The organism is Rhizobium sp. Leaf341, from assembly GCF_001424325.1.
Classification (GTDB): Bacteria; Pseudomonadota; Alphaproteobacteria; order Rhizobiales; family Rhizobiaceae; genus Ferranicluibacter.
In genome coordinates this window covers 9,839-35,145 of the sequence record NZ_LMPE01000002.1, presented here as the reverse complement: position 1 = coordinate 35,145, position 25,307 = coordinate 9,839, and the positions used below count along the sequence as shown (strand labels likewise).

16 protein-coding genes are annotated in these 25,307 nt (G+C 62.6%); 2 read left to right on the top strand and 14 right to left on the bottom strand.

What is annotated here, in order from left to right; genetic code table 11:
• Positions 1-26: 26 nt before the first annotated feature.
• The 8 genes from fdhF to ASG03_RS00115 form a co-directional block, all read right to left on the bottom strand.
• Complete coding sequence (gene fdhF, locus ASG03_RS00150; protein WP_062691396.1) at positions 27-2,906, bottom strand: formate dehydrogenase subunit alpha; 2,880 nt, start codon at positions 2,904-2,906, stop codon at positions 27-29.
• 225 nt (positions 2,907-3,131) lie between these two features.
• Positions 3,132-4,700: a formate dehydrogenase beta subunit gene (locus ASG03_RS00145; RefSeq protein ID WP_062691394.1), complete on the bottom strand. Its 1,569-nt coding sequence runs from the start codon at positions 4,698-4,700 to the stop codon at positions 3,132-3,134.
• Positions 4,697-5,176: a formate dehydrogenase subunit gamma gene (locus ASG03_RS00140; protein ID WP_062691392.1), complete on the bottom strand. Its 480-nt coding sequence runs from the start codon at positions 5,174-5,176 to the stop codon at positions 4,697-4,699. The genes ASG03_RS00145 and ASG03_RS00140 overlap by 4 nt, the downstream gene beginning before the upstream one ends.
• A gap of 158 nt (positions 5,177-5,334) precedes the next feature.
• Complete coding sequence (locus ASG03_RS00135) at positions 5,335-6,228, bottom strand: LysR family transcriptional regulator (protein ID WP_062477958.1); 894 nt, start codon at positions 6,226-6,228, stop codon at positions 5,335-5,337.
• A gap of 102 nt (positions 6,229-6,330) precedes the next feature.
• Entirely contained in the window at positions 6,331-7,101 is a 771-nt protein-coding gene (locus ASG03_RS00130; protein WP_082475461.1) for a sugar transferase, read from the bottom strand.
• 262 nt (positions 7,102-7,363) lie between these two features.
• A complete protein-coding gene (locus tag ASG03_RS00125; protein WP_062691390.1) occupies positions 7,364-8,377 on the bottom strand; it encodes a DUF6030 family protein in 1,014 nt (337 codons plus the stop codon).
• A 138-nt stretch (positions 8,378-8,515) separates the two neighbouring features.
• Positions 8,516-8,713, bottom strand: a complete 198-nt coding sequence (locus tag ASG03_RS00120; protein WP_062477964.1) for a hypothetical protein — start codon at positions 8,711-8,713, stop codon at positions 8,516-8,518.
• A gap of 176 nt (positions 8,714-8,889) precedes the next feature.
• Positions 8,890-9,672 (bottom strand): potassium channel family protein, encoded by a 783-nt coding sequence (locus ASG03_RS00115; protein ID WP_062691720.1) that lies wholly within the window; start codon positions 9,670-9,672, stop codon positions 8,890-8,892.
• A 344-nt stretch (positions 9,673-10,016) separates the two neighbouring features.
• Between ASG03_RS00115 and mprF the strand changes: the two genes are divergently transcribed.
• Together mprF and ASG03_RS00105 are read left to right on the top strand one after the other, a co-directional pair.
• Positions 10,017-12,656 carry a bifunctional lysylphosphatidylglycerol flippase/synthetase MprF gene (gene mprF, locus ASG03_RS00110; RefSeq protein WP_082475460.1) on the top strand — a complete coding sequence of 880 codons (2,640 nt, stop codon included), beginning with the start codon at positions 10,017-10,019 and terminating at the stop codon, positions 12,654-12,656.
• The gene (locus tag ASG03_RS00105) at positions 12,653-14,032 is read left to right on the top strand and encodes a virulence factor family protein (RefSeq protein ID WP_062477969.1); all 1,380 of its coding nucleotides are present in this window, start codon (positions 12,653-12,655) and stop codon (positions 14,030-14,032) included. Before mprF ends, ASG03_RS00105 begins: the two co-directional genes overlap by 4 nt.
• 15 nt (positions 14,033-14,047) lie before the next feature.
• On the opposite strand, the gene ASG03_RS00100 is transcribed toward ASG03_RS00105, so the two are convergent.
• From ASG03_RS00100 to ASG03_RS00075, 6 genes are all read right to left on the bottom strand, one after another.
• A complete protein-coding gene (locus ASG03_RS00100) occupies positions 14,048-14,623 on the bottom strand; it encodes a dual specificity protein phosphatase family protein (protein ID WP_062691388.1) in 576 nt (191 codons plus the stop codon).
• A 106-nt stretch (positions 14,624-14,729) separates the two neighbouring features.
• The gene (locus ASG03_RS00095; protein WP_062477976.1) at positions 14,730-15,209 is read right to left on the bottom strand and encodes a chemotaxis protein CheW; all 480 of its coding nucleotides are present in this window, start codon (positions 15,207-15,209) and stop codon (positions 14,730-14,732) included.
• Between the two features lie 96 nt (positions 15,210-15,305).
• Positions 15,306-16,229 carry an arginase gene (gene rocF / locus ASG03_RS00090; RefSeq protein ID WP_062477979.1) on the bottom strand — a complete coding sequence of 308 codons (924 nt, stop codon included), beginning with the start codon at positions 16,227-16,229 and terminating at the stop codon, positions 15,306-15,308.
• Between the two features lie 186 nt (positions 16,230-16,415).
• The gene (locus ASG03_RS00085; RefSeq protein ID WP_162241347.1) at positions 16,416-22,133 is read right to left on the bottom strand and encodes a translocation/assembly module TamB domain-containing protein; all 5,718 of its coding nucleotides are present in this window, start codon (positions 22,131-22,133) and stop codon (positions 16,416-16,418) included.
• A gap of 264 nt (positions 22,134-22,397) precedes the next feature.
• Entirely contained in the window at positions 22,398-24,317 is a 1,920-nt protein-coding gene (locus ASG03_RS00080; RefSeq protein ID WP_062477984.1) for an autotransporter assembly complex protein TamA, read from the bottom strand.
• A gap of 247 nt (positions 24,318-24,564) precedes the next feature.
• Entirely contained in the window at positions 24,565-24,822 is a 258-nt protein-coding gene (locus tag ASG03_RS00075) for a YMGG-like glycine zipper-containing protein (protein ID WP_062477987.1), read from the bottom strand.
• Positions 24,823-25,307 lie beyond the last annotated feature (485 nt).

Sequence of the window (25,307 nt, the reverse complement as noted above, 5' to 3'; positions counted from 1 at the left end):
CGCATCGTGATGGTGCGCGGCATGTCTCATTCCGCAGCCTCCAGCTTGCCGATGATGCGGCGTGACTGACGAGCCTGGTCCTCGTATTCCGTCTGCCATTCCGACGGTCCGTTCGAGGGCGAAATCTGCACCGCCGTGACCTTGTATTCCGGACAGTTGGTGGCCCAGTCGGAAAAGTCTGTGGTGATGACGTTGGCCTGGGTCGTCGGGTGGTGGAAGGTGGTATAGACGACGCCGGTCGCGACACGGTCGGTGATCAGCGCCCGGAGCGTTGTGTCACCCGAGCGGCTGGCCAGCCGCACCCAGTCGCCATCGCGGATGCCGCGCAGTTCGGCATCGTGCGGATGAATTTCCAGTCGGTCCTCCTCATGCCAGACGACATTCTCGGTGCGCCGCGTCTGCGCGCCGACATTGTACTGGCTGAGAATACGGCCGGTGGTCAGGAGAAGCGGGAAGCGCGGACCGGTCTTCTCGTCGGTCGCGACATACTCCGTGCGGATGAACTTGCCTTTGCCGCGCACAAAGCCATCGACATGCATGATCGGGGAGCCCTCAGGCGCCTTTTCGTTGCATGGCCACTGAACGGAGCCTTTCTCTTCGAGATAGGCGTAGGAGACCTTGGCGAAGCTCGGAGTTGTTGCTGCGATCTCGTCCATGATCTCAGACGGATGCGTGTAGCTCCAGGCAAGGCCCATGGCACGGGCGAGGTTCTGCGTCACTTCCCAATCGGCATAGCCGTTGCGCGGTGTCATGACCCGGCGCACGCGATTGATGCGGCGTTCGGCATTTGTGAATGTTCCGTCCTTTTCGAGGAAGGTGGAGCCAGGCAGGAAGACATGCGCGTAGTTCGCCGTTTCGTTGAGGAACAGGTCCTGCACGACGATGCATTCCATGGCGGCCAGACCTGCCGCAACATGCTTGGTGTCGGGATCGGACTGGAGAATGTCTTCGCCCTGGATGTAGAGGCCCTTGAAGGATCCCTCGACAGCTGCGTCCAGCATGTTGGGAATGCGCAGGCCCGGCTCGTCGGAGAGCGTGACGCCCCAAAGCTTTTCGAAGATATCGCGCGTTGCGTCGTCCGAGACGTGCCGGTAACCGGGGAGCTCATGGGGGAACGAACCCATGTCGCAGGAGCCCTGAACATTGTTCTGACCGCGCAAGGGGTTCACGCCGACGCCCGGGCGGCCGATATTTCCGGTCGCCATGGCCAGATTGGCAATCGCCATGACGGTGGTCGAGCCCTGGCTGTGCTCGGTCACCCCGAGGCCGTAATAGATCGAGCCGTTTCCGCCCGTGGCAAACAGACGGGCAGCGCCCCGCAGGTCATCGGCCGGAACCCCTGTCAGGGCTTCGGTTGCCTCCGGGCTGTGACGCTCTTCCGCAACGAAGCCAGCCCAGTCCTCGAACTCCGACCAGTCGCATCGGGTCCGAATGAATTCCTCGTCGCAGAGGCCTTCGGTAACGATCACGTGGGCCAGCGCCGTCGCGACGGCGACATTGGTGCCGGGGCGCAGCGGCAGGTGATAAGCGGCCTCGATATGGGGCGAGCGGACGAGATCGATCCGGCGAGGGTCGATGACGATCAGTCTGGCACCCTGCCGCAGCCGCTTCTTCAGCCGCGAACCGAAAACGGGATGACCATCGGTCGGGTTCGCGCCGATGATGATGACGACATCGGTCTCCTCGACCGAGTCGAAGTTCTGCGTGCCGGCCGATGTCCCGAAGGCTTGGCCGAGGCCGTAGCCCGTCGGCGAATGGCAGACGCGGGCGCAGGTGTCGACATTGTTGTTGCCGAAACCGGCGCGGATCAGCTTCTGGACAAGATAGGTTTCCTCGTTGGTGCAGCGCGACGAGGTGATGCCGCCGATCGACTCGCGCCCGTACTGGTACTGGATGCGTCGAAATTCTGCTGCCGTATGGGCAAGCGCTTCCTCCCAGCTGACCTCCCGCCAGGGGTCGGTCACCTTCTCGCGGATCATCGGGTTGAGGATGCGCTCCTTGTGGGTCGAGTAGCCATAGGCGAAGCGGCCCTTGACGCAGGAGTGGCCGCGATTGGCCTGACCATCCTTCCACGGCACCATGCGCACCAGTTCCTCGCCGCGCATTTCCGCCTTGAACGAGCAGCCGACGCCGCAATAGGCGCAGGTGGTAACGACCGAATGCTCCGGTTGACCAATGGCGATGACGGACTTTTCCGTCAGTGTCGCGGTCGGGCAGGCCTGGACACAGGCGCCACAGGAAACGCATTCCGAAGACAGGAAATCTTCGTGCTGACCGGGCGACACGCGGCTGTCGAAGCCACGGCCCTCGATCGTGAGCGCGAACGTGCCCTGCACCTCCTCGCATGCCCGCACGCAGCGTGAACAGACAATGCATTTGGAGGGATCATAGGTGAAATAGGGGTTGGATTCGTCCTTCGGCATCCAGCGCGCATTCAGGCCTTCGCCCGCGCGCGTCTTTACATGATTGTCACCGTCATAGCCGTAGCGAACATCGCGCAGGCCCACTGCGCCGGCCATGTCCTGCAGCTCGCAGTCACCATTGGCGGCGCAGGTGAGACAGTCGAGCGGATGATCGGAAATGTAGAGTTCCATCACCCCCTTGCGGATATCCTTCAGTCGGGCGGTCTGTGTGTGAACGACAAGGCCGGGAGCGACGGGCGTCGTGCAGGACGCAGGCGTGCCGTTGCGGCCCTCGATTTCGATCAGACAGAGCCGGCAGGAGCCGAAGGCATCGACCATGTCGGTGGCGCAGAGTTTCGGCACCTGGATGCCTGCCTCCATCGACGCGCGCATGATGGATGTGCCCTCGGGCACCGTGATCTCGCGACCGTCGATGGTGAGGGTGACCTGCGTTTTCGCGCGGGAGGCCGGAGTGCCGAAATCGGTTTCAGGAACGAGCAGCATGGGGGTCTCCTGAACGATGAGGATCTTGTGTGGTCCTGGCGTGGGGTTGCTCCCGATCCGGCTGTCGACGCTGGCTCTCCGTTTCGACCGGAAGAGGGGATGTAAGGCGACAGTCTGCCGTCGGCGCAAAGAACGCGCGGACCACGTGCTCTCTCCCGACAACCAGATAGACGGGCACGGCGAAGGGCCGCCCGGGGTATGCAATCATCGTGGAAGCGTTCATCGTCATTCCGCAGCCTCCGCAACCGGTGCCGGGACGAAGTCATCCGGGAAATGGGTGACGGCGCTCATGACCGGATAAGGTGTGAACCCGCCCAGCGCGCAGAGGGAGCCGAACTTCATCGTGTTGCAGAGGTCCGAAAGCAGCGCGAGGTTCTTTTCCGGCTCGATGCCCTGACCGATGCGGTCGACGACCTCGACGCCGCGAGTCGAGCCGATACGGCATGGCGTACACTTGCCGCAGCTTTCCACGGCGCAGAACTCCATGGCGAAGCGGGCCTGTTTCAGCATGTCGGCGGTGTCGTCGAAGATGGTGATGCCGGCGTGACCGATGAGGCCACCGGCCGCGGCGAAGGCCTCATACTCGAACGGCGTATCGAACAGCGCGCGCGGGAAATAGCCGCCGAGCGGGCCGCCGACCTGCACCGCCTTGACCGGACGCCCCGTCGCGGTGCCGCCGGCAACGCGATCGACGATCTCGCCGAGGGTAAGCCCGAAGCCGACCTCGTAGAGCCCCCCCTGCCGGGCGTTGCCGGCGATCTGGATAGGAATCGTCCCGCGGGAACGGCCCATGCCGAAGTCGCGATAGTGCTCCGGGCCCTTGTCGAGGATGACCGGCACCGAGGCCAGCGAGATGACGTTGTTGACGACGGTGGGTTGGCCAAACAGGCCCTTGTGCGCCGGCAGAGGTGGTTTGGCCCGCACCACGCCACGCTTGCCCTCGAGCGAATTGAGAAGCGCAGTTTCCTCTCCGCAGACATAGGCCCCGGCACCGGTCCGGATTTCGATATCGAAGCTAGGCCCCTGGCGGAGCACCGACGGGCCGAGAATGCCCGCCTGCCGAGCCAGATCGACAGCTTTCGTCATCGTATCGATGGCATGAGGATATTCCGAGCGGATATAGACGAACCCCTTGGTGGCGCGGGTTGCAAGACCTGCGATCGCCATGCCCTCGATGACGACGAAGGGGTCGCCTTCCATGATCATGCGGTCGGCAAATGTGCCGCTGTCGCCTTCATCGGCGTTGCAGACGATGTATTTGCGCGTGTCAGGACAATCGAGAACGGTCTTCCACTTGATCCCCGTCGGGAATCCTGCACCACCGCGGCCGCGCAGGCCGGAGCGCGTGACGGCCTCGACGACGGCCTCCGGCTGCAACGCTATGGCCTTGGCGAGACCCGACAGCCCACCATGCGCGCGATAATCGTCCAGTGACAAAGGGTCGATGATGCCGCACCGCGCAAAGGTCAGCCGCGTCTGGTCCTTGAGGAAGGGGATATCCTCTGTCGGGCCAAGGAAGAGCGGATGATCGATCCCCTCCTTCGCGTCGGGATGAAGAAAACCGGCGTCGAGCAGTGCACCGACATCGTTTACGTTTACGGGGCCAAAGGCATAGCGGCCCTTCGCGGTTTCGACCTCGACAAGCGGTTCCAGCCAGTGCAGGCCGCGCGATCCTGTTCGCACGATGGCAAGGTCGAGGCCGCGGGACGTCGCCTCCTGCGCCAGGCTGGTCGCGACGCGGTCGGCTCCGACGGCAAGGGCTGCGGCATCGCGGGGGATGAAGATCCGGATCATGCGACCACCTCGGCAAGGAGGCTGTCGAGGGCCGATGCGTCAAGGCGCCCATGCACGCCGCCGTCCAGCATAGCGGCGGGCGCGGTGGAACAGAGACCCAGACAGAAGACGGGCTCCAAAGTGACCGCGCCGTCTGCCGATGTTTCGTGAAAATCGATGCCGAGATGGATCTTGACCTGCTCGGCAAGGCGGTCGGCCCCCATGGCTTGGCATGCCTCGGCCCGACAGAGCTTCAACACGTGCCGGCCGGCAGGCTGGTGGCGGTAATCATGGTAAAAGGTCACCACGCCGTGCACTTCCGCGCGCGACAGGTTCAGGTCGGCGGCGATCATCGGGACGGCTTCCTCCGGGACGTAGCCGAACACCTCCTGCACGGCATGCAGGATCGGCAGAAGCGGCCCCTCCAGATGCTTCAAATCGGCAACGATCGCCGCCACGCTCGTTGCGAGATCGCTTTTCCCAAGGTGTCGATCCACCAGGCTCCTCCATGCAGGTCTGCGACGTCCCGGCGTGTGCTCCGGTCTCCTCCAAGCGGCCCGTGTCGTGATAACCAGAGCCTACGTCAGGTATGAAGATTCCAGAGGTGTCCCGTGGCGGCAATAGCGGAGATTCGTGGAGCGATAGAAGATTTCTATCAAAGCCCGTGATGTTCAGCCAGCTTGCGGGCTTCATGCAGCAGTGCGGAAACGAGCGGCGTGTAGGGTTCACGGTGGGTCGCGACCAGTCCGACGAGATGGCCGGCATCCGGTTCCTCGATCGGAATGACATGGATGTCGTCGTGAAAGCCAAAGGATTTCGCGACGTTGTACGGCATGATGCTGGCCCACTGTCCGGTGCGGATGTGGGAGAACAAGACGATCATCGAATTGGATTCCAGCGTCGGACGCGCCAGCACGCCCGCCGCACTGAAGTGCTGATTGATGATGCGGCGGTTCTGCATGTCGTTGGTCAATAGACAAAGTCGAATGGCGCTGACGTCCGCCCACGTCACGGTGGTCCGGTCTGCAAGAGGTGTTCCGGCGGCGGCCACGAGGTGGTAGCGCTCCATCAGGAGAGGCACGCTCGTGACCCTGCCGACCGGCTCATTGTCGAGATAGGTGAGGCCCGCATCGATCTCGAGGTTCTCCAGCAGGCCCAGCATTTTCGATGACGTGGTCGAGAGGACCGAGAAGGTGACGTCGGGATGCTTCTCCTGGAAAGGCGCGGTCAGGCGGGGCACCATGGCAAGCGTGGTCGGGACGGCCGCGAGACGAATATGTCCGACGAGGCCCTTTTTTGCGGCCCGCATTTCCTGTCGCATCGTTCGGGCATCACCGACGATGCGACGCGCCCATTCCAGCACGCGCTGGCCTTCCGGTGTCAAACCCTGATAGCGAGCGCCGCGATTGACAAGCATGACGCCGAGTGTGTCTTCCAACTGGCGGATGGCAGCAGACAGGGTCGGTTGCGTAATGCCGCATTGTTCGGCAGCGCGGCCAAAATGCCGTTCCTGTGCAAGGGCGATGAAAAATTCGAGCTTGTCGATCATGCAGGCGAGATCATGCGCTTTCCCGGCTCTCTCGGCAACAGAGGAGCCGACGCTTCAGCCGGTACGCGCGGTTCCCCATAAGGGCGACCCGGGGGCAGGCAATCAGGAACCGGTGCCGCCACGCAGTTCGTTCACGATGGTGCGCACAAGAATCCACGCGTCGAGAAGGATGGAAAAGGTCTCGATGTACTCGACGTCGCTGAGGATCCGGCTCACGGCCGTATCTGCATTCGTCGTGGAACCTCTCAGGCCACGGCATTGGGCAAGCCCCGTCAGTCCGGGCCGAACCAGGTGACGATCTTCATAACCACGCACGAGGTCCGCATAGGTCATCCCGCCAGCGATCATGTCGGGGACATGCGGCCTGGGGCCGACGAGAGACATATGCCCGACGACGATGTTCCAGAGCTGGGGGATTTCGTCGAGACTGGTCCGGCGCAGGAACCGACCCACCCGTGTCACGCGAGGATCGCCGTCGGTCGTCAATCGTATGCCGGCAGGGTCGCACTGCTCCACGTACATCGACCGAAATTTCAGGATTTCGAACGGCACTTCGTGTCGTCCCGTCCGCAACTGGCGGAAGAAGATGGGGCCTTTGCTCTCGAGCCTGATGAGCAGGGCAATCAGGAGAAGAATCGGTGCAAGTCCGATCAGTCCGGCAACCGCACCGCACATGTCGAACATCCGTTTCACCGCAAAACTGATCGGTTTGCAGGCCGGCGTGCAGCGCGGGAGCGTACGCCTGTTGTCATTTGCCAGCGTCGCTCTCGTCCACCCGTCTGCCCGCACCTGTGGCTGGGCGCCATGGAGATTGCCCGAGACGCCGAATGCCTGCAAACGACCGGTTGTCTGCAACAAGGAACGAGGGCTCATGAGCTGTTTCCTGGGGTCGGGCTTGTTAACATAGGAGAAGGGTGAGGCTCAATGCATGTATGCTTATGATCAATATGAAACATCCTTGATCCGTATTGATACATACGTGCGTTTATCTCGGCGGATACTCTGCTTTATTGTCGTCCGAAATGGATTACTCTTAACGATTTAGTGAACATACGGATCCGTGGCAAGCTTTGCTGCGCGAGAGATGTGAGGATTGGTAAACGTTGAGCGCGCGGAGCTTTTCGCTCCGAAGCGGTTACGCCCGTGGAAAAGGTGGGGGCGTAAAGGCGCGTAAAGCGCTCCGCGGCATCCAGAGCGTGGGGTCGGCATCGCTGAGGGGCAACCAGGCGGAAGGATCGAAAAAGGCGTCGCTGATCTTGCGGCGCGGCTTTTCGCTCTTGCGGGCCAGGAAGTTGAACCGCGGCAGATCCACGCGTTCCCGCTTGAAGGCGATGTGACTTCCGAATTCGTCCCTGTCGAACTCCTGGAGCGCTGCGATCTGGCGGAGCATGTCGCCATCATCCTGCCAGCGCACTTGCTGGAGGAAGGCCTCGACGGCGCGACTGCCTGCCTGGATGACGGCGGCGCGGTCCGACTCCAGTTCGATGTTGAACTTGACGCGAAAGGTCAGCACGCGACCTTTCAGGTCACCCTTCAGGAGCACGAAGACGGACGATTGTTGCGGTGGCGGAGGCTCGTCCGGCGGCGCTTCCATCAGCGGCTCGTTGTCCGGGTCGACATCGTCGCCAGGCTGCGCCTTGGGGGGTGGTTTCGGGGCGGCGACTTCCGGCCGTTTTGCCGGTCCGGTACCGGTAGGCGCTCCGTTGCCGATCGGCAGGAAGGACGAGCACTCGGATCCCTGGCCGTCCACGGCGCTCGCGGACCAGGCAATGTCGGGAAAGCCATTTGCTCGCAATGTCTCGCACAGGCGGCGGGGATCCATGCGGATCGATCGGACGAAGGTGGTCGGAATGCCGTCCAGATTGGCGCGGGCGTAGCGCGGCACCCGAATGGTCGGCGATGGCAGGCGGATGCCCTTGACGACACGGATCACGGGAAGAGGACCCCCTTTCGCATCGCCGGCTGTCGGTTCTGCAAAAGGAAAGAGGTGCTCGAGCTTCACCGGCGGATAGCCGAAACGGGCCAGGACGATATTGAGGTTGCGAAGGTCATTGGCGCCCAGCGCCGTGCCGAGGATGGCCGTGAAGATGACGAGAACCGCAAAGGCAAAGAATACGCGTCCCGAACGGCCTCCCTTTCCTTGCGTCATGCCGCCTCATCGTCTCCGTCTGTCGTCGCTCGCCTGATCAAGGCCTATGAGCTTGTCTTTGCCCGGAGTCCAGTGCGGCAAAGATGCGCGAAGGCGGATGCCGTCCAAGCTTTCGCCCTGTCGTTACGAACACCATGATCAGCGAGCATGCCGATCCCGATAGGCAACAATGCCCACATGCACAATCATGAGCGGCCAAGCCACACAGTACAACAGACCGACGACACGCATCATGTCCCATCCCTTCGTCAACGACATCTCGCCCTCGCGAAACGTCGTCTCAAGGAAGAACAGCGCGACAAGCGCGTAAAGTGTCAGCAGGATCGTTTCTGTCATGACTGTTTCCGCAGGTTACATTAGCAGAATCTGGTATTCTTGCCAAGAATCAAAGATGTGCCATAGCGGCGCAATGTGTCCTGATTTCGCAACCGGCGTGCGATTCCTGGGAAACATCCTGCCTATGAAGCCTATCCGGGCTTGTGCGGGTCTGGATGTCGAGGATGCGGACCCGATCAAAGACCTTCATCGGGAATGTTGAGAATGTGGCCGCAGGCCTTGCAATGCACGGCGTTCGCATCATGCCGGTTCAGTCCGCATTGCGGGCAGGAGAACCGCACCTTGTTCGGGCGGACGATGGCCTGCGCGAGGCGCACAAAGAGCGAGATGCCGAAGATCATCGTGACGATGGATGTCAGCTTGCCCAGCGTGCCTGGCAGGGTGATGTCGCCAAAGCCCGTGGTGGTGATGGTCGCGACCGTGAAATAGAGCGCATCGACAAAGCCTTCGATACCGGCCTCCGTTGCGAAGAAGGCGGTGTACACGAAACCTGTGACGAGGAAGAGAAACGTCACGAAGTTGATGCAGGCACCGATCACCTCCTGATATTCGCGGCAACCGGCCCGATGAACCAGAATACCGAAGACGCGGCTCTGGCTGAAGGACCAGATACGGAGCGCCCGAAGAAAGGCGAAGTTCGAGAATGTCTCGGGGAACAGCAGCGTCGCAAGGATGACGATATCGACCAGCGTCATCGGTCGGAAAAGGAACCGCCAGGGATTGTTGGCGATCAGCGCCCGGGCTGTAAATTCGAAGGCGATTAACGCGGCGATTGCATAGTCGATGACGAGATAGGTGCCGTGACGCGTCAGATAGGGACCGGCAAGAAAAAACAGGATGACGGCAAGATCGATAATGCCGATCGTTGCCTGAAACCCGACGGCTTGGCTGTCCGTGCCGTAGTAAAGACGTCGCAACGTTCCGCGAGGGCCGGCCTCAGACCCGCCTTCGTGCGCCATGTCGTCGGCGCGCTCCGTCTTCGAAAGGTTCACGATCGGGTCCTGACCCTTCGTCTCCCCGATCTCGCGGACGCCGCCGTCTTTGTCATCTATCATACTGTCTGCCTGAATTCGGTCGAAACATAGCCGTGCTCGGCGCCTCTTCAAGAGATTGCGCGCATGTCCGCCCTCGTATTGCCGGAATTGCTGATGAAAGCGACAGGCGACCTCGACGTCGTCATGGGCTTGCTCCGTTTCGCAATTCATCCGACGTTACAGGAAGTTCACTGTCAAGCAGCGCAGCCCGGCTGTATAGAGCATTGCGCTATAGGGCTTTCCGGTTCTCGAAAGACGCATGTGGTTCCATGACCCTTCCCGATACAACGCCTTCGCCTACTGCTTCTGCCGGTTCAGCATCTATCGCGGGCGACGGGTCTGACGAGTCTCGCGGCATCCTCGCCCGGTTCGGAGGCATCAGCCGGTTCGCCGCCGGCGGCGCCATTCTTCTAATCGCGGCCATTGTCGTCATTGCCATCGTGCACCTGACGTCGGAGGTCCGCTACGAGGACGTCATGGCGGCGCTCGATTCGACCAGCTGGTCGGCGATCGCTCTTGCGCTTGTGTTCACCGGGCTCAGTTTTTTTGCCCTGACCTTTTACGATGTCAGCGCGCTTTCCTACGTCAAACGCCGGCTGCCCTACAACGATGTCGCCTTGACCGCCTTTGCGGCCTATGCCGTCGGCAATACAGCGGGCTTTGGACCGTTGAGTGGTGGAGCGATCCGCTATCGCGCCTATTCCAGGCTTGGCCTGAAGCCGGAGGAGATCGGCGGCGTCATCGCCTTCGTGACGCTCGCCTTCGGGCTCGGGCTTGCAGCGGTGGGATCGCTGAGCATTCTCGCCATCGCGCCCGAAATCGCGCCGCTCACCTGGCTGCCGGCATCTGGCCTGCGGGTCGTCGCCATCCTTGCCCTGACGGGCATCGTCGCGCTGATGGTCGCGGGCCGCGATGGTCAGCCCATGGTGTTCGGCCGTATCTCCGTGCGTCTGCCGGACTCGCGGACGGCCTCCCGGCAGTTCCTCGTCACGGTTCTCGATCTCGCAGCATCGGCCTCGGTGCTTTACGTCCTGCTGCCGGAAGGCACGATTGGCTGGCCCGCTTTCCTTGCCATCTATTCCGTGGCGGTCGGGCTTGGTGTGCTCAGCCACGTGCCGGCAGGTCTCGGCGTGTTCGAAACCGTGATTGTTGCTGCGCTCGGCCAGACGGCGAGCGTCGATACCGTTCTGGGTGCGCTGGCGCTCTACCGGCTGATCTACCACGTCGTGCCGCTGATCCTTGCCGTCCTGTTCGTCGTCATCGCCGAAGTGCGCACGCTCGCGCGAAAGCCGGTCGGATCGAGCCTGCGGCGGGTTGCAGGCAGGCTTACGCCCCTTCTGCTTTCGGCCCTCTCCCTCGTTCTTGCGGCCATGCTCGTGTTTTCCAGCGTGACGCCAACGCCCGACGAAAACCTTGCCTTCCTCGCCGACTACGTGCCGCTGCCGGTCATCGAGGGCGCGCATTTCCTCGCCAGCGTCTTGGGTCTTGCCTTGCTGATCGCTGCACGCGGACTGGCGCGCCGGCTGGATGGCGCCTGGTGGGCAGCGCTCGGACTTTCGCTCGCTGCGCTTCTGCTTTCGCTGGTCAAGGCCGTGGCCCTGTTCGAAGCCGGGCTTCTCGGTTTCTTCATCATCAGCCTTCTCATCAGTCGTCGCGCCTTTACACGACCGGCGACAATGACCAGCACCGCTCTGACGGTTCCCTGGCTGACGGCGATGGGCGCGCTCTGCCTGTTTGCCGTTGCGCTGCTCCTGTTCGTCTACCGCGACGTCGAATATTCCAACCGGCTCTGGTGGGAATTCGAACTTTCGGCCGAAGCACCGCGCGGCTTGCGTGCCGTGCTCGGCCTTGTGCTTTTCTCCGGTGCTTTCGCGTTCTGGAGCCTGATGCGACCGGCGCGGGGCGCCATCGAAACGCCGTCTCCCGACGATCTCGACAAGGCCATGGCGATCATCGCGCATCAAGGGGTCTCGGACGCCAATCTCGTGCTGATGGGTGACAAGAGCCTGATGTTTTCCCAGGACGGCAGGGCTTTCATCATGTACGGCCGGCAGGCGCGCTCCTGGATCGCCTTGTTCGATCCGGTGGGTCCACGGGATGTCTGGCCCGATCTCATCTGGCAATTCGTCGAAAGCGCCCGCGCCGTCGGATGTCGCCCGGTCTTCTACCAGGTGTCGCCGGCCGGGCTCTCCTATTATGCCGATGCGGGCCTGCGGGCGTTTCGCCTCGGGGAAATCGCGACGATGGACCTGACCAGCTTTTCCTTAAAGGGCGGCAAGTGGGCGACATTGCGCCAGACCGTCAGCCGAGGGCAGCGCGACGGTCTTTCGTTCGAGCTCGTTGAGGCGGCCGATGTGCCGGATATACTGGATGATCTCCAGGCCGTATCGGACAGCTGGCTTGCCCATCATGACGCCAAGGAAAAGGGTTTCTCGCTGGGTGCCTTTTCGCGGGACTATCTCTGCCGCCAGCCCGTGGCCGTCCTCAAGGTCGGTGGCAAGATCGTTGCATTCGCGAATATCCTGATCACCGATACGCGGGAAGAGGGTTCTGTAGACCTAATGCGCTTCTCCCCGGAGGCTCCAAAGGGCTCGATGGACTTCCTGTTCGTCTCCGTCATGGAGCATCTGCGAGACCGCGGCTTCCAGCGCTTCAATCTCGGCATGGCGCCGCTCGCCGGTCTCTCGGAAAGACGATCCTCTCCGGTCTGGGACAAGGTGGGACGGACAGTGTTCGAGCACGGCGAGCGCTTCTACAACTTCAAGGGCCTGAAGGCCTTCAAAACGAAATTCCATCCTCGGTGGGAGCCTCGTTACATGGCAGCGGGCGGGGGGATCGGTCCGATCCTGTCGCTGATGGACGCCACGTTCCTGATCGGCGGTGGCGTGAAAGGGCTTGTGAAGAAATGAAACCGTTGAAGACCTTAGCCCTTCTGGGCCTGCTGGCGATGTCGCCTTGCACTGTTCATGCCGAGAACGCCTCCGGTTTCGATACCGGCATGATCCCTGCGCCGCATATCCTGAAGCCCTCGGGCGAAGTGAAGGCTGCCGTGGTCCTGCTGTCGGACGCAGGCGGGTGGGGCGCAAAGGAAGACGGCGTTGCCTCGCGGATGACGGGCGAGGGCGCCCTGGTTATCGGGATCGACCTGCCATCCTACCTCGCCGCCCTTGCCAAGGATGATGGTGATTGCGTCTATATGGTTTCCGACATCGAGGCGCTCAGCCAGCAGATCCAGCGCTCCCTCGACAACTCGGACTATGATCTTCCGATCGTCGCAGGTGTTGGCGCAGGTGGTGCGCTGGCGCTGGCCATCGCCGCGCAAACGCCCCCGGCCACGATCGGCCACACGCTGGCCGCTGATCCGGACGCGGGCATCGCCCTGATGCGCGAACTGTGTACGCCAGCCGACAAGCGCACCGTCGGTGACCGGATGATCTACGGCCTGACGGACGGACCGCTGCCCGATCCGGTCACCGTTCTGCTCGGCGCGTCTGCCCCGGCGGACGGACGGACGCATGTCGAAGCGCTGAAGGCCGTGCATGACGATATCGATGTTCAGGACAGCGACGGCGACATCTGGCAGGATTTCTCCGACACGCTGTCCGACCTTGTCGAAAACAGTGGCGGCGACGATAACCCGCTGGGCCTGCCCTTGACCGTGCTCGATGCCAAACCGACGCGTGACACGATGGCCATTGTGATCTCCGGCGACGGCGGCTGGCGTGACATCGACAAGGAAGTCGGCGACGTTCTGCAGCAACAGGGCATGCCCGTCGTTGGCCTGGATTCGCTGCGGTACTTCTGGACGGAACGCCAACCGCAGGAGGTAGCGAGCGATATTTCCCGGATCATCGGGCTCTATGGCAAGCGCTGGAACGTGAAACGGGTCCTGCTGATCGGCTATTCCTTCGGTGCCGACGTGCTGCCGCGGACCTACAATCTTCTGCCGGCAGCCGACCGTGCCCGTGTCTCGCAGATCTCGCTTCTCGCCGTATCGAATCAGGTGGACTACAAGATTTCCGTGCTCGGCTGGCTGGGCGCCGGTGCGTCCGATGGTCATGGCGATCCCGCAGATGACCTGAAGTCCATCGATCCCGCGCTCGTGCAATGCGTCTATGGCACCGACGAGGAAGACGATGTTTGCCCCACGCTGAAGGACACGGGCGTCGAGATCATTCCGATCGAGGGAGGCCATCATTTCGACGAGGACTATCCCGCTCTGGTGAAGCGGATTCTCGATGGATATGACCGACGCCTGGGGAAACCGGCCACGCCCGCGCCCTGATCCCTTGCGATTGGCCTATCCTGGTCGATTGAGCGTTGCTTCGAAGGCTTCCCAGCTCTCGTCCATGGCGAAAGCAGAAGACAGGAAGGGAATGGCGATGTGGCCGTAGGCGATGGAGAGCTGGCGTCCCGCCGTCTCCGCGTCTTCGCCGGCAACCTGACTTGCGTAGATGACGCTCGCCAGACCTGTGCGATCGGCTCCGGACTTGCAGTGGATGAGAATGGGCTTCGGGGAATCCCGGAGGATCGCGATCAGCGCGTGGTTTTCTTCGAGCGTGAGAGCCTTGAAGGCCGACATGCGGAAATCGATGTGCACCATGCCCTCGCGTGCGGCCGCTTCGACCTCGTCGCGATACCAGGCGGACGAGCCTTCTCCCCGCAGATTGATGACGGTGCGGATCCCGTAGCGGGATTTGTATTCCGAGAGATCGGCACCGGACGGCTGTGCCGATCGATAGAGCTGCCCCGGAATGACTTCATGAAAGTTATCGGTGAGGAGAATGCGGCCGAAATGGGCCGCGGCGACCAGCGTGAGGGGGAGAAAGGCCGTAAGCAGCAGCGCTGCCAGCGATGGTTTCTTGCATCCCCACATGCATCAGGATCTCCGGATCGCGGCAGCGCGAGGATGTTCCCACGCTGCCGGTCGGTTTTCTCACAGTCATGTAACAGAATGATGTAAATTAGGCGTCCAAAGCCTGTCAGGCCGCCATTTCTTCGACGTCGCGCTCTTTGAACATGCGCGCGAGGTTGAGGAAGCAGATCATGCCGTTTTCGTTGGCGATGATGCCTTCCGCATAGGCCTTATCGAAGGAGGTGGTGACTTCCGGAACCGGCTGGACCTGGCTACCCTGGACTGTGAGGATGTCGGAAACGCGATCAACGACAAGGCCGACGACCATGGAGTGCACTTCGGCCACGACAATGGCGCTGCGCTCGTTGGCGACGGTGGATTTCATGCCGAGCTTGTGCGCCAGGTCGATGATCGGAATGACTGTGCCACGCAGGTTCATTACACCGATGACCTCTGGCGGAGAATGCGGGATCGGCGTCGACGGAGCCCAGCCGCGGATTTCCCGGATCGTCGTGGTCTTGACGCAGAATTCCTGATCGTGAAGCCGGAACGCGATGATTTCCAGCGTTTCGCCGCCAAAACCGGCCATTGTCAATGCATTGCTCATGTCTGTTGTCCCCGGATTCAAAACCACAACGGATTTTCAGACGGCAGGATATCTCATCAATGGTTAAAAGAGCTTTTCGTCCGCGCGCAGTCCCGTTCAACCGCTGCGGGTCGGGCGATCCAGGATGCGGCGGCCGAACAGGCTGGCGGCGAGCTCGACCATGACGCGGGCGCTTTTGCCCCTGTCGTCCAGGAAAGGATTGAGTTCCACGAGATCGAGCGAGGAGACGCGACCGCTGTCACAGAGCAGTTCCATGACAAGATGGGCTTCCCGGAAGGTGGCGCCGCCGGGAACGGTGGTGCCGACACCGGGTGCGATGTCCGGCTCGAGGAAATCGACGTCGAGGCTGACATGCAGCAGCCCGTCCTCGCGCTCCACGGCCCCGAGAATCTCCTTGACGATGGCGGCGACGCCCATCTCGTCGAGGGCGCGCATGTCATAGACGTTGACGCCGTGTCGGTTGATCTCCTGCCGTTCCGTCTCGTCGACGGACCGGATGCCGACCTGATAGACCCGCTTCGGATCGACGAGCGCACGCTTGGACGGCAGGATGTCCGCAAATTCGGCCTGGCCGCAGAAAAAGGCGACAGGCATGCCGTGCATGTTGCCCGACGGCGATGTTTCCGGCGTGTTGAAGTCGGCATGGGCATCCAGCCACAGAACGAAGAGCGGACGCCTGACTTTCGCGGCATAGCGCGCCATGCCTGAGACGCTGCCCATGGACAGCGCATGGTCGCCCCCGAGAATGACCGGGACGGCGCCCTTCGATGCAATGGTGTAGGTCGCCTCTTCCAAGGCTCTGACATAGCCCGCGACGATGGAGAGATGCTTGGCGCCCGGATGCCGCCCGAGGCCCTCGACCGGTTCGGGGCGCAGATCGCCGTGGTCCGTGACGTCGAAACCGAGATCGGCCGTGACGTGATCGATGCCAGCAATCCGAAGCGCGGTCGGCCCCATGCTGCAGCCCCGACGCCCGGAGCCTTCTTCCAGGGGCACCCCAATCAAGCCGATCGATACCATACGCATTTTTCCTCAGCGAAACGTCTCGCAGCAGACTTTGCACCGGTAGCGCTACCGCAGAAAGAGACAAGATTGGTAAAATTGCGTGCCTCTTCTTGCAATTTGCAAGCGCCCCATTGTCAGATTGCTCATCATGGATGCGTTGGGAGCGGACATGGAGGCCGCAGCGCCTGGTATCTCCGGGCGTCAGTATTCCTTCTCATAGAACACCCCTGCGCCGCCGCCTTCCGAACCGGCTTCGCCGCGCAGCTTCACGCCGCGGCCGACATCCAGGTTGATCACAGCCTTTGCACCTTCATCCGAACTTTGTTGCAGTTCGAGATAGGTCCGGTCGTTGATGTAGCGGCCGGCCCGGAACACGGCGCCGCCGCCATCGTCCGTGGACACGTCCAGGTCATCGACGCCGAGCTTGTTGCGCAAGCCGTCGAACAGGGAGCCGCCGTTTCCTCCGGCCAGCTGTGCCACTGCACTGGCCAATTGTGCAATCTGGACCGCCGACAATTTGGAAAGCGATCGGTTGAAGATCAGCTGCGCGAGAATTTCGTCCTGCGGCAAAGCCGGGGACGAGCTGAAGGTCACGTTGGGGCTATTGGCAAGGCCCGCAACGTTCACGGTGACAGTAGTTGAGCCCGCGGTCGATGTCGCATCGAGATCAAGCGCGGGGATGAGGTTGCCACCGAACGTAATCGTGCCATCGGTAAAGTCGATGCGTTTGCCGAGGATCTCCAGACGGCCGCGCCTCATCTGGAACCCACCGGTGACGGCTGGGCTCGCCGCGGTTCCGCGGATGACGAGATCGCCTCCCAGTTCGGCATCGACGCCGCGTCCGCGTACGAAGATGCGGGAGGCCGCAACCGTCATGTCGAAGCCGATGCCGCCGCTTTTCTCAGTCGTGCCGCCGTCGCCGGCATCTTTCTGCACCTCTGCCTGCATGCGACGTACGTCGGCCGGCGCGTTGCGGTGCTTGATGTTGATCTCCGAAAGGGAAGCCGGAAGTTTTTCGGGAATGGTGATGGACGCCTTCGGGATTACGACGCGGCCGCTGAGGATCGGCGTTCCCGTCAAGGGGCCCGACAGTTTCAGCGTGCCGTCGAGGTTTGCCGTCAGCAGGCTGCCATCGACATAGGTCGCCTTTGCAAGGCGGATGTCGAGATTGGCAGGGAAGCCCGAATTGGGCTGGATGCCGATCGTGCCACTGATCGCGAGGGAGCCGCCGGTCGAGAGCGTACCCGTCAGTCGTTCGATCCGCGCCTCCTGTCCTGCCAGCACGACATTCGCCGTCAGGCCGTTGATCGAGAGATTGCGCCGGGCATCGAGAAGGCGTGCGCCGGAGGTGGTCACCGAGCCATTGACGATGGGAGCGGACACGGCGCCGGAAATGGCGGCATCAACCTTTGCGGTTCCCGTGAGAACAAAGCCGTTCTGTGCAAGGATGGGGCCGAGAAGCGAGAACGGGAGGTTGCCGTTGAACCGCATGTCGATCGGTCTGTTCCCGGTGATCCCCAGGCGCCCGCCGCCCTTAAAGACAAGCCCGCCTGCGCCGCGGATGTCGGTGTCGAGCGTCACCGTATTGTTGGAAAAGCCGCCTTTCGCGCCAATGGTCAACGCACCGACCCCGGCGGATTTTGCCTGCGCAACCGTGGCATTGGCCCAGCGCAGGTCATAGGTGACGTCGGGCGCCGACGCCGTTCCCTTGGCGACGATGGAGCCGTCGATCGTTCCATCCGCGCCGAGCGTCGGCGATACAGCATTGATCAGCCGCGCAGGGAGACGGTCGAGGCGGACCGTAAGGTCAAGCGTGTTGCCCGCCGTGCCGGTGACGGCCAGCGTGCCGCCGGACGCGCCGATGCGCAGGTCGGCGACCCGCACAGCGCCATTTTCGATGATGATGGTGGAGGGCGCTGCCAGTTTGAGCGCGATCTGGCGCGGGGCGGCGGACAGCGTTGCCAAGCGAACGGTCGTGCGTGTCGGTCCCGTCTCGATGGCGCCGCGGAAGACGAGCGGCGCGTTGTCGTAGACGGCATCGAGGCGGACATCGGTCAGACCCGCCTGTTTCTGGTCGAAAGCGAGATCCAGATTGGAAACAAGGTTTGCCCCCTGCGCAATCGTTTCCACCTTCGCTGTCCCGCGGATGGCGAGGGCCTTCAGGTCATCGACCGTAATGTCGGCCTGGGGCCGTGTGATGACAAGATCGCCCCGCTTGATGCCCGATCCGGAGGCCTTGAGCGCGAGAGACGTCTTGCCGTTCCCGCTGGCAATGGTGGCAGAGCCCGCGAGATCGCCCGATGCCCGCTCACCGGCCATCGCCGCGATGAGGCCGACATCCGGAAGGTTGAAGGTGATCGTACCGTTCGGCTCGTAAGCTTCGGTCAGGTCGATGCTGCCGTCCAGCCGGTTCTCGCCGATGCGAGCGGCGAGTTCCGGGATGCGGATGCGACCGTTCGTCGTTGCCAGCTGCGTTCGAATGTCGATCGCCTGACCGCCAAGGGCGCCGGTGGCCGTGATCGTGGCCTGCGGGTTTGCGGGATCGGCGGTCACGGTGGCAGCGGCGACGAGATCGCTCAAGGTTCGCCCCGCAAGCGTCGCACCGCTGGAGCGAATCTCCGCCTTGATCAGCGGACGTTCGAGCGGACCGGTTGCGTCCAGCGTGAAGCGGGCGTTGCCTTTGGCATCGGCCAGGACCTTGCCGAGATCGGGAAGCGTGCCTGCCGTTGCCGCTGTCAATTGTCCATCGACGAGCGACAGCGAGCCGTTGGCGGTGATGGTGCCGGACTCCACCGCGATATTGGCAACATTGAGGGCACCGGCCGGATCCCGGGTGACGTTTGCCGAGAGGGCGAGATTGGTGTCGAATCGCGATGCCAGGGCTGCGGGAAGTGCCGTTGGCGGTGCACTCAGGCGCAGCGCTGCGCGCAGGCTGTTGTCGCTCATCTGGAAACGGCCATTGACCGCACCGTCCAGACCGGCACTGTCGATGATGACGGGATCAAAACCGACCGCGGCGGGGGATACGGTGATGGTCGCGTCGAGCTTCAAAGGTGCGGGCAGGAGACGGCCGAGATCGGCATTGACGAAGCGGGTCGCGCCGGCATTGATGCTTGCCCGGATCGCGCCTTGTCGTCCTGTGATGTCGAAACGGTCGCTGTGAGCGACGATGCCGACCGTCTCGAGCCGGCCCTGCGGTACGGCGACATAGGCAAGCTCGCCCTTTACATCGATAACCGCGCCGGTCATGGGCCCCCGCGCGGTGATGTCGGCTGTCGAAATGGCAACGCGTGCTTCTCCGCCCTGAATGGGCTGGGCATATTCGACGGCCGGCTTGCCGCGTACGGCCACGGTGACATCGAGCGTTTGACCGACAAGGCCGGACACGCTTGCCGTGCCGCCCGGAAGCTCGATCGCAAAATTGTCGAGGCGAACACCGCCTTGATCGAGCGCGAGCGTCTTCGGATCGGAGAGCTCGAGCGGGATACCCCGCGGTGCAGCGTTCAGCGATTGGATGGTGAACGATGGCGTGCCGCCTTGCGTCGTCACCGCGCCCTTGAGTGACAGCGGCGCATTGTCGAACGTGCCGTCGAGCGCAATGCGCGTGTCCGCGCCCAGCTTGTTCAGGGTGATCGTCGCGCCCGTGGCGCGATTGGCGCCCTGGCCGAGGGAGTCCGCCGTGATCGTGCCGTCGATGGTGAGGTTCTTGAGGTCGTTGATGACGACCTGCGCCCGCGGATTGACGATCGAAAGGTCACCGCGCGACAGTCCGCTGCCCGTGGCGTCGACCGTTACGGCGGTCTTGCCGTCGCGGCTGACGATCTCGGCCTTGCCGGCGAGATCGCCGGCCGCCGTCTGGCCGGCGAGGGATGCGAGCGCCCCGACGTTCGGCAGGGCAAAGTTCAAGGTCCCGTTTGGTTGGAAATCCGGCGTGAAGGTCAGCGCGCCGGTGATCCGGTTTTCCGCAACGGTGGCTTCCAGCGTCGGTATGGACAGGGCGCCGTTCTCAGAGGCGATGTCGGCCGTTGCCGTGACCGCCTGGCCATCGACCGCACCGTTGGCCGTGAGCTTGCCGACCGGCAGGCCACCCCGCAATGTGGTGTCGGCGAGAATGGTCAGTCCGGTGACCGTTTTTCCGGCAATGGTGGCCTGATCGGTCTTGGCCTCCGCCTTGATGCCGAGCGCGCTCAATGGGCCCGAAATATCGGCGGTCACCGTCGCACGGCCGCTCGCATTGGCGGCGAACGCGCCAAGATCCGGAAGAGTGGCAGCGATACGTCCGGTCAGGCTTCCCGACTGAAGCGCCAGATCGCCGGTAGCATCGAGGGACGGCGCCTTGAGCGACAGGCCGGACAGCGAGAGGGCGCCATCGGCTCCCGTTTGAATCCGTCCATCCAGCGAAATCGGGCCCCCGGTGCGGCTCGCCACGGCGGGCGGCAGGGCTTCGGCCGGCGCGGTCAGACGAAGATCGGTGCTGAGGGTGCCGTTCGTCAGGTCGTAGCGACCGGTGAGGGTCCCGTCGAGCGCTGCCGTATCGATCGTCAGCGGATCGAAGGCGATCGCGTCAGGGCGAACGTCGAGCCGCCCGTCAACCGTCAGAGGCCCCCGGATGAGGCGATCGAGATCGGCGTTGGCAAGCCGCGTCGCACCCGTCTTCAGCGCAATCGCCACTGCGCCGCTGCGGTCGGAGATGTTAAATGCGTCGCTATGCGCCGTCAGGGCTGCATTCTCGATGGTCCCGTGCGGAAGCTCGGCGCGATCCAGCATGGCGTTGAGATCGAGCACGGCAGAGCGAGCGTCGCCGACGAGGGACAGCTCGGCCGAGCGCAGAGCGAGTTCGGCCAATGCGTCGCCAAGAGGAAGGCGAATGGGGGCGGGGCGCCCGTCGACACCGGCGAGCGTCACCTTGAGATCGTTCTTCCCGACCGTGCTCACCGTACCGGCGGCATTGACGTCGATCGTCGCGGTTGAGATGCGACCGCGATCGATGCGGATCGCGGTGCCATCCTGCAGCGCGGCGGCGATATCGATCGCGGTCGTGCCTTCGAACAGCGGACGCAGGGTTTCCGGCATCAGGCCCGCGAAGGTTCCACCGCCGTTAAGTGCCACCGTCCTGTAGCCGTCCGGCGCCAGCGTGTGCGCCCCAGCGAGCGTGAGCACTTCCTGGCCGTCAAGGGCGGCGGTTGCCTTTCCGGCCCAGCGCGAGAGCGGGCCGTCGCCTGTCAGACGAACGGTAACGGCGGGCTCGCCGGGCAGACGCAACGCGCGGGCGAGCATGCCGCCCTTCGGCTCGTCGATGCTGGCTTCGAGCTTCAGTGCATTGGCAGCGGGGTCATAGACGATGTCGGCAAGGGCTTTGGCATCGGGCCGGTCGCGCTGGGCAATGGCCACCGTTGCCGCGATGCTCGCATTCGTCGCCGTGACCGTCCCGCCTGCGTTTAACACCTGGTCTTCACCGGCAATTGCCTTGCCGATGACCAGTTCGTGAAGATCAAAGCGGTCGATCTTTACGTCCAGCGGCAGCGCAAAGCTGGAGCGAACCTCCTGCGTCTGTTGCGAAGGAATGGGCAGGCGGTCAATCCGGATATAACCGGCGGACAGGTTTGCGGCGTCGAAGCGTTTGGAAAACAGCGCCGTCGGGGTCCAGTCGAGTGTCAGCTCGCGGATTTCTGCGTAGGCGCCCTTGCTGTCGTAAAGTGCAATGGAACCGGCCTTGAAATTGCCGGTGAGGAGCGCGCTCGGATCGTTGATCTGGACGATCTGGTCCGGGGTCGAGGCATAATTCTCGATAAGGCTCGCAACCATGCGGGCACCCGGTGCCGTGAAGCCGGCAAAGAGGACGAGAGCCACTGCCAGCATGACCACAAGGCCAACAAGATAGGCAAAGCCGCGCAAAGCGATCGAGAAAATCCGTGTCATCGTCTGCTCCATGCCAGGTCGGCGTCTCGCCCCGGCTGCTCGAGCCCCTTTGGTGAATCCGGTTTCACGAAGGAGGCTCTATCTCTCTGCCATTGCCATATCTTCCCCCATCGAAACGCTCGCGCGCCGATGAGACAGTCCTCGGTCGTCATCATGTCCCGATCCCATAGGTCGCGATCATGTCATTGCAACGGCGGGTGCCCACACGCCGTACCGGCCCTCACCTGCATCGACCGTTCGCCGGCGACGTCACGGAGACCTGCGCTAGAAGGTCTGGCCTATCCCGGCATAGATGCCGTAGCGCGTTCCCCCGTCATAAGGATTGAGGGGAACGGCAAAATCCACGCGAATGGGGCCGACCGATGTCAGGTAGCGCACGCCGATACCGGCTCCGATCTTGACGTCCGAAAAGTCCGGGACGGTCTTTGCGGACACGGTCGCGGCATCGAGGAAGGGCACAACGCTGATCGTCTTCGTCACGCCGATGCGGGCTTCGACATTGGCATTGACGTAGGAACGTCCACCGAGAAGGTCGTCGTCGGCATTGCGCGGGCTGATCTCCTGATAGGCAAATCCGCGCACGGTGCCGCCGCCGCCGAGGAAGAAGCGGCGCGTTGCCGGTATATCGTCCAATGTGCCATCGGCCACGATGGTGCCGGCGCCAAGACGACCGGCGAGGACGTATTTGTCGTCTTCGCCAAAACCGAGATAGCCTGTGGCCGAGCCTTCGAACGTCGAGAAGAAGGTCTGACCGTAGATATCGTAGCTCGGCTTGATGCTAACCGTGGCGCGGTAGCCTTCCGTCGGGTTGAGCTTGTCGTTGCGGGCGTCGCGGACATAGTCGAGCGGAATCGACGGCGTGAGGTAGCGACGGTCACCGAAAGCGTCCTCGATGTTGTTCCAGGCGAGTTCCGCCCCGATGGAAACGGTATCGACCTCGGACAGTTCGTAGGCGATGCCGACGGCGCCGGTCACCACCTGCGCCTTGTAGGCATCGGGATCCATCATCGACGCTTTTACGCTGGCGGTGAGCGTGGAATAGGGATCGAAGACGCCAGGCTTGGTAAAGAGGATGCCGGCGGTATAATCGAGGTCTGTGATTTCCTTCGTTTCCCCCAGGCGGTCGATCGATCCTTCGATGCGCAGCGATTCGGCCTCGCCGAACAGGTTGCGATGCCCCCAGTATCCCTGGAGGCCGAAACCGTCCGTCGAGGAGAATTTGGCGCCCGCACCGAAATAGCGGTGCTTTCCTTCCGAAACCTCGATCGTCAGTGGCAGGGAGCCATCTGGCGCCAGCTGTTCGGCCTCGCGGATGGTGATGCTGGAGAACACGCCGAGCTGGCGCAGGCGCTCCGAAGCCTTGCGCATCTCTTCCGGCGAATATCGACGGCCGGTGTTGAGGCGTGAATAGTCCGCGATGAAGTCGGCGTTGACCGTGCGTGCGCCCTTGATGGCGACGGCGCCGAACGGGGCAACCGGGCCGCCTTCCGCGCCGATCGTGACATCGACGGTGTTGGTCTTGTGGTCGGCGACGGCGGTGCGGGATTTCAGGGTCGCGAGCGGTCGCCCTTCCTTCTTCAGGTCCTCGACGATCTTCTCGCCGGCCTTGATGATCAGCGTGGAGTCCGCACGGTTGCCCGGTTCGAGATCGTAGGCCTTGGGGTCGCGCCCGCCGGCATCGCTTTCCAGCAGAATATTGCCGAACGTGAAGACGGGGCCGGGATCGACCGTGATGACGACCGGAATGGGTGAGCCCGCCGGGAAGACGGGATCCGGCGGAAGGCTTTCGATCGGCTTGCCGGCGACCGTGACCTGCACGGTACCGCCATAGCGGGCTTTCTCGTAAAGCGCAGCCAGCAGCCTGTCGCGGTCGTCGCGGGCCTTGATGGCAAGGCCGAGATTGCCGGAAACGGGTTTGTCCTTGTCCTGCACCAGTCGCGAACTGCCGGAAAGCGCACTCTTCAGTTCGTCGTCATCCGTGCCTTCGTTCAGAGTCACGGTGTAGGTTACGGGGTCGATGACCTCGGCGGCCTCCTCGTCCTTGTCCTTGCCGAAGAAGTTGATGCCGAACAGCTTGAACGCAGCGGCGTCCTTTACGGAGGCGGGACCACAAAGGGCGAAGGCGGCGACGCCAAAGGCAAAGCCGACCTTACGATACGCGAGACTGAAAGTCGGCAAACGCATTCGATTCCGCATCCCGTGTTGGCTGACCGTCCTGTAGCGATCGCCCACGGAAAGCGATGCCGTCTCTCTCAAACGTTTGCACGCTTGCGATGTCCCGTGACACTACACATCCTCGTGAGCGGGATGAAGTCTTCATCGCCTCGTGACGAGGAAAACCGTCGTTAGTGTGACGTTACGGAAACAAAAGCCCCGCCGAAACGGGGCTTCCGCATCATACCTCCTTCGGGAAGGATCGTTGCATGCGCAATCAGCGCGGGCAGTCGTCGATGTAACGGCCGCCGTCGCGATCGCGGTAGTAGCACTGGCCCGGTTGTTCCGAGACATTGCCGATGACGGCACCAGACACGCCGCCAATGGCAGCGCCGACGGCTGCGCCCCGAACATTGCCCGTCACAGCGCCGCCGATGACGGCCCCAGATACGGCGCCGATGCCGGCGCCCTTTTCCGTCTGGCTGCAGCTTGCAACCGTCATGGCGAGTACCGCCAGCACAATGGCTTTCTTCATTGTCGTCTCTCCTGATGGGACAAGACGATGAAGTATCGCCGCGTCCGAACCTAAGCCTTGAAAGGCAGAGCCCTGCCGTTTCCCGAACCTTAACCAGAGAAGTTAAATGCGCTCTATCGAAAGTCCAATCGAAGGCGACAAATAACGTCTCCGAGGGAATGGACGCCAGTTATGATGAACGAAAGCTGAAGAGTGCCAGCCCTGTCTTTCCCATCTTCCGGAACTCCATTGCGTTCGACCGTCGCGGTATCGTGTCACAGGGCTGTTTTTGGTCGCGGTCTTGACTTGATCGGGATGAGCGTGGAAGGAAATCTTCACGATAATCTGGAACCATTTAAAACAAGGCCTAGAATGCCGCAAGGGCTCAAGGGCTCAAGGGCACCCGCCGTGCGGCACGGGAATGGTTCGATCAAAAGACGGGCAAGGGTCTGGAGACACGCATGAACTTCGAGCACTTCTTCAGATCGGAACTGGACGGTCTTCAT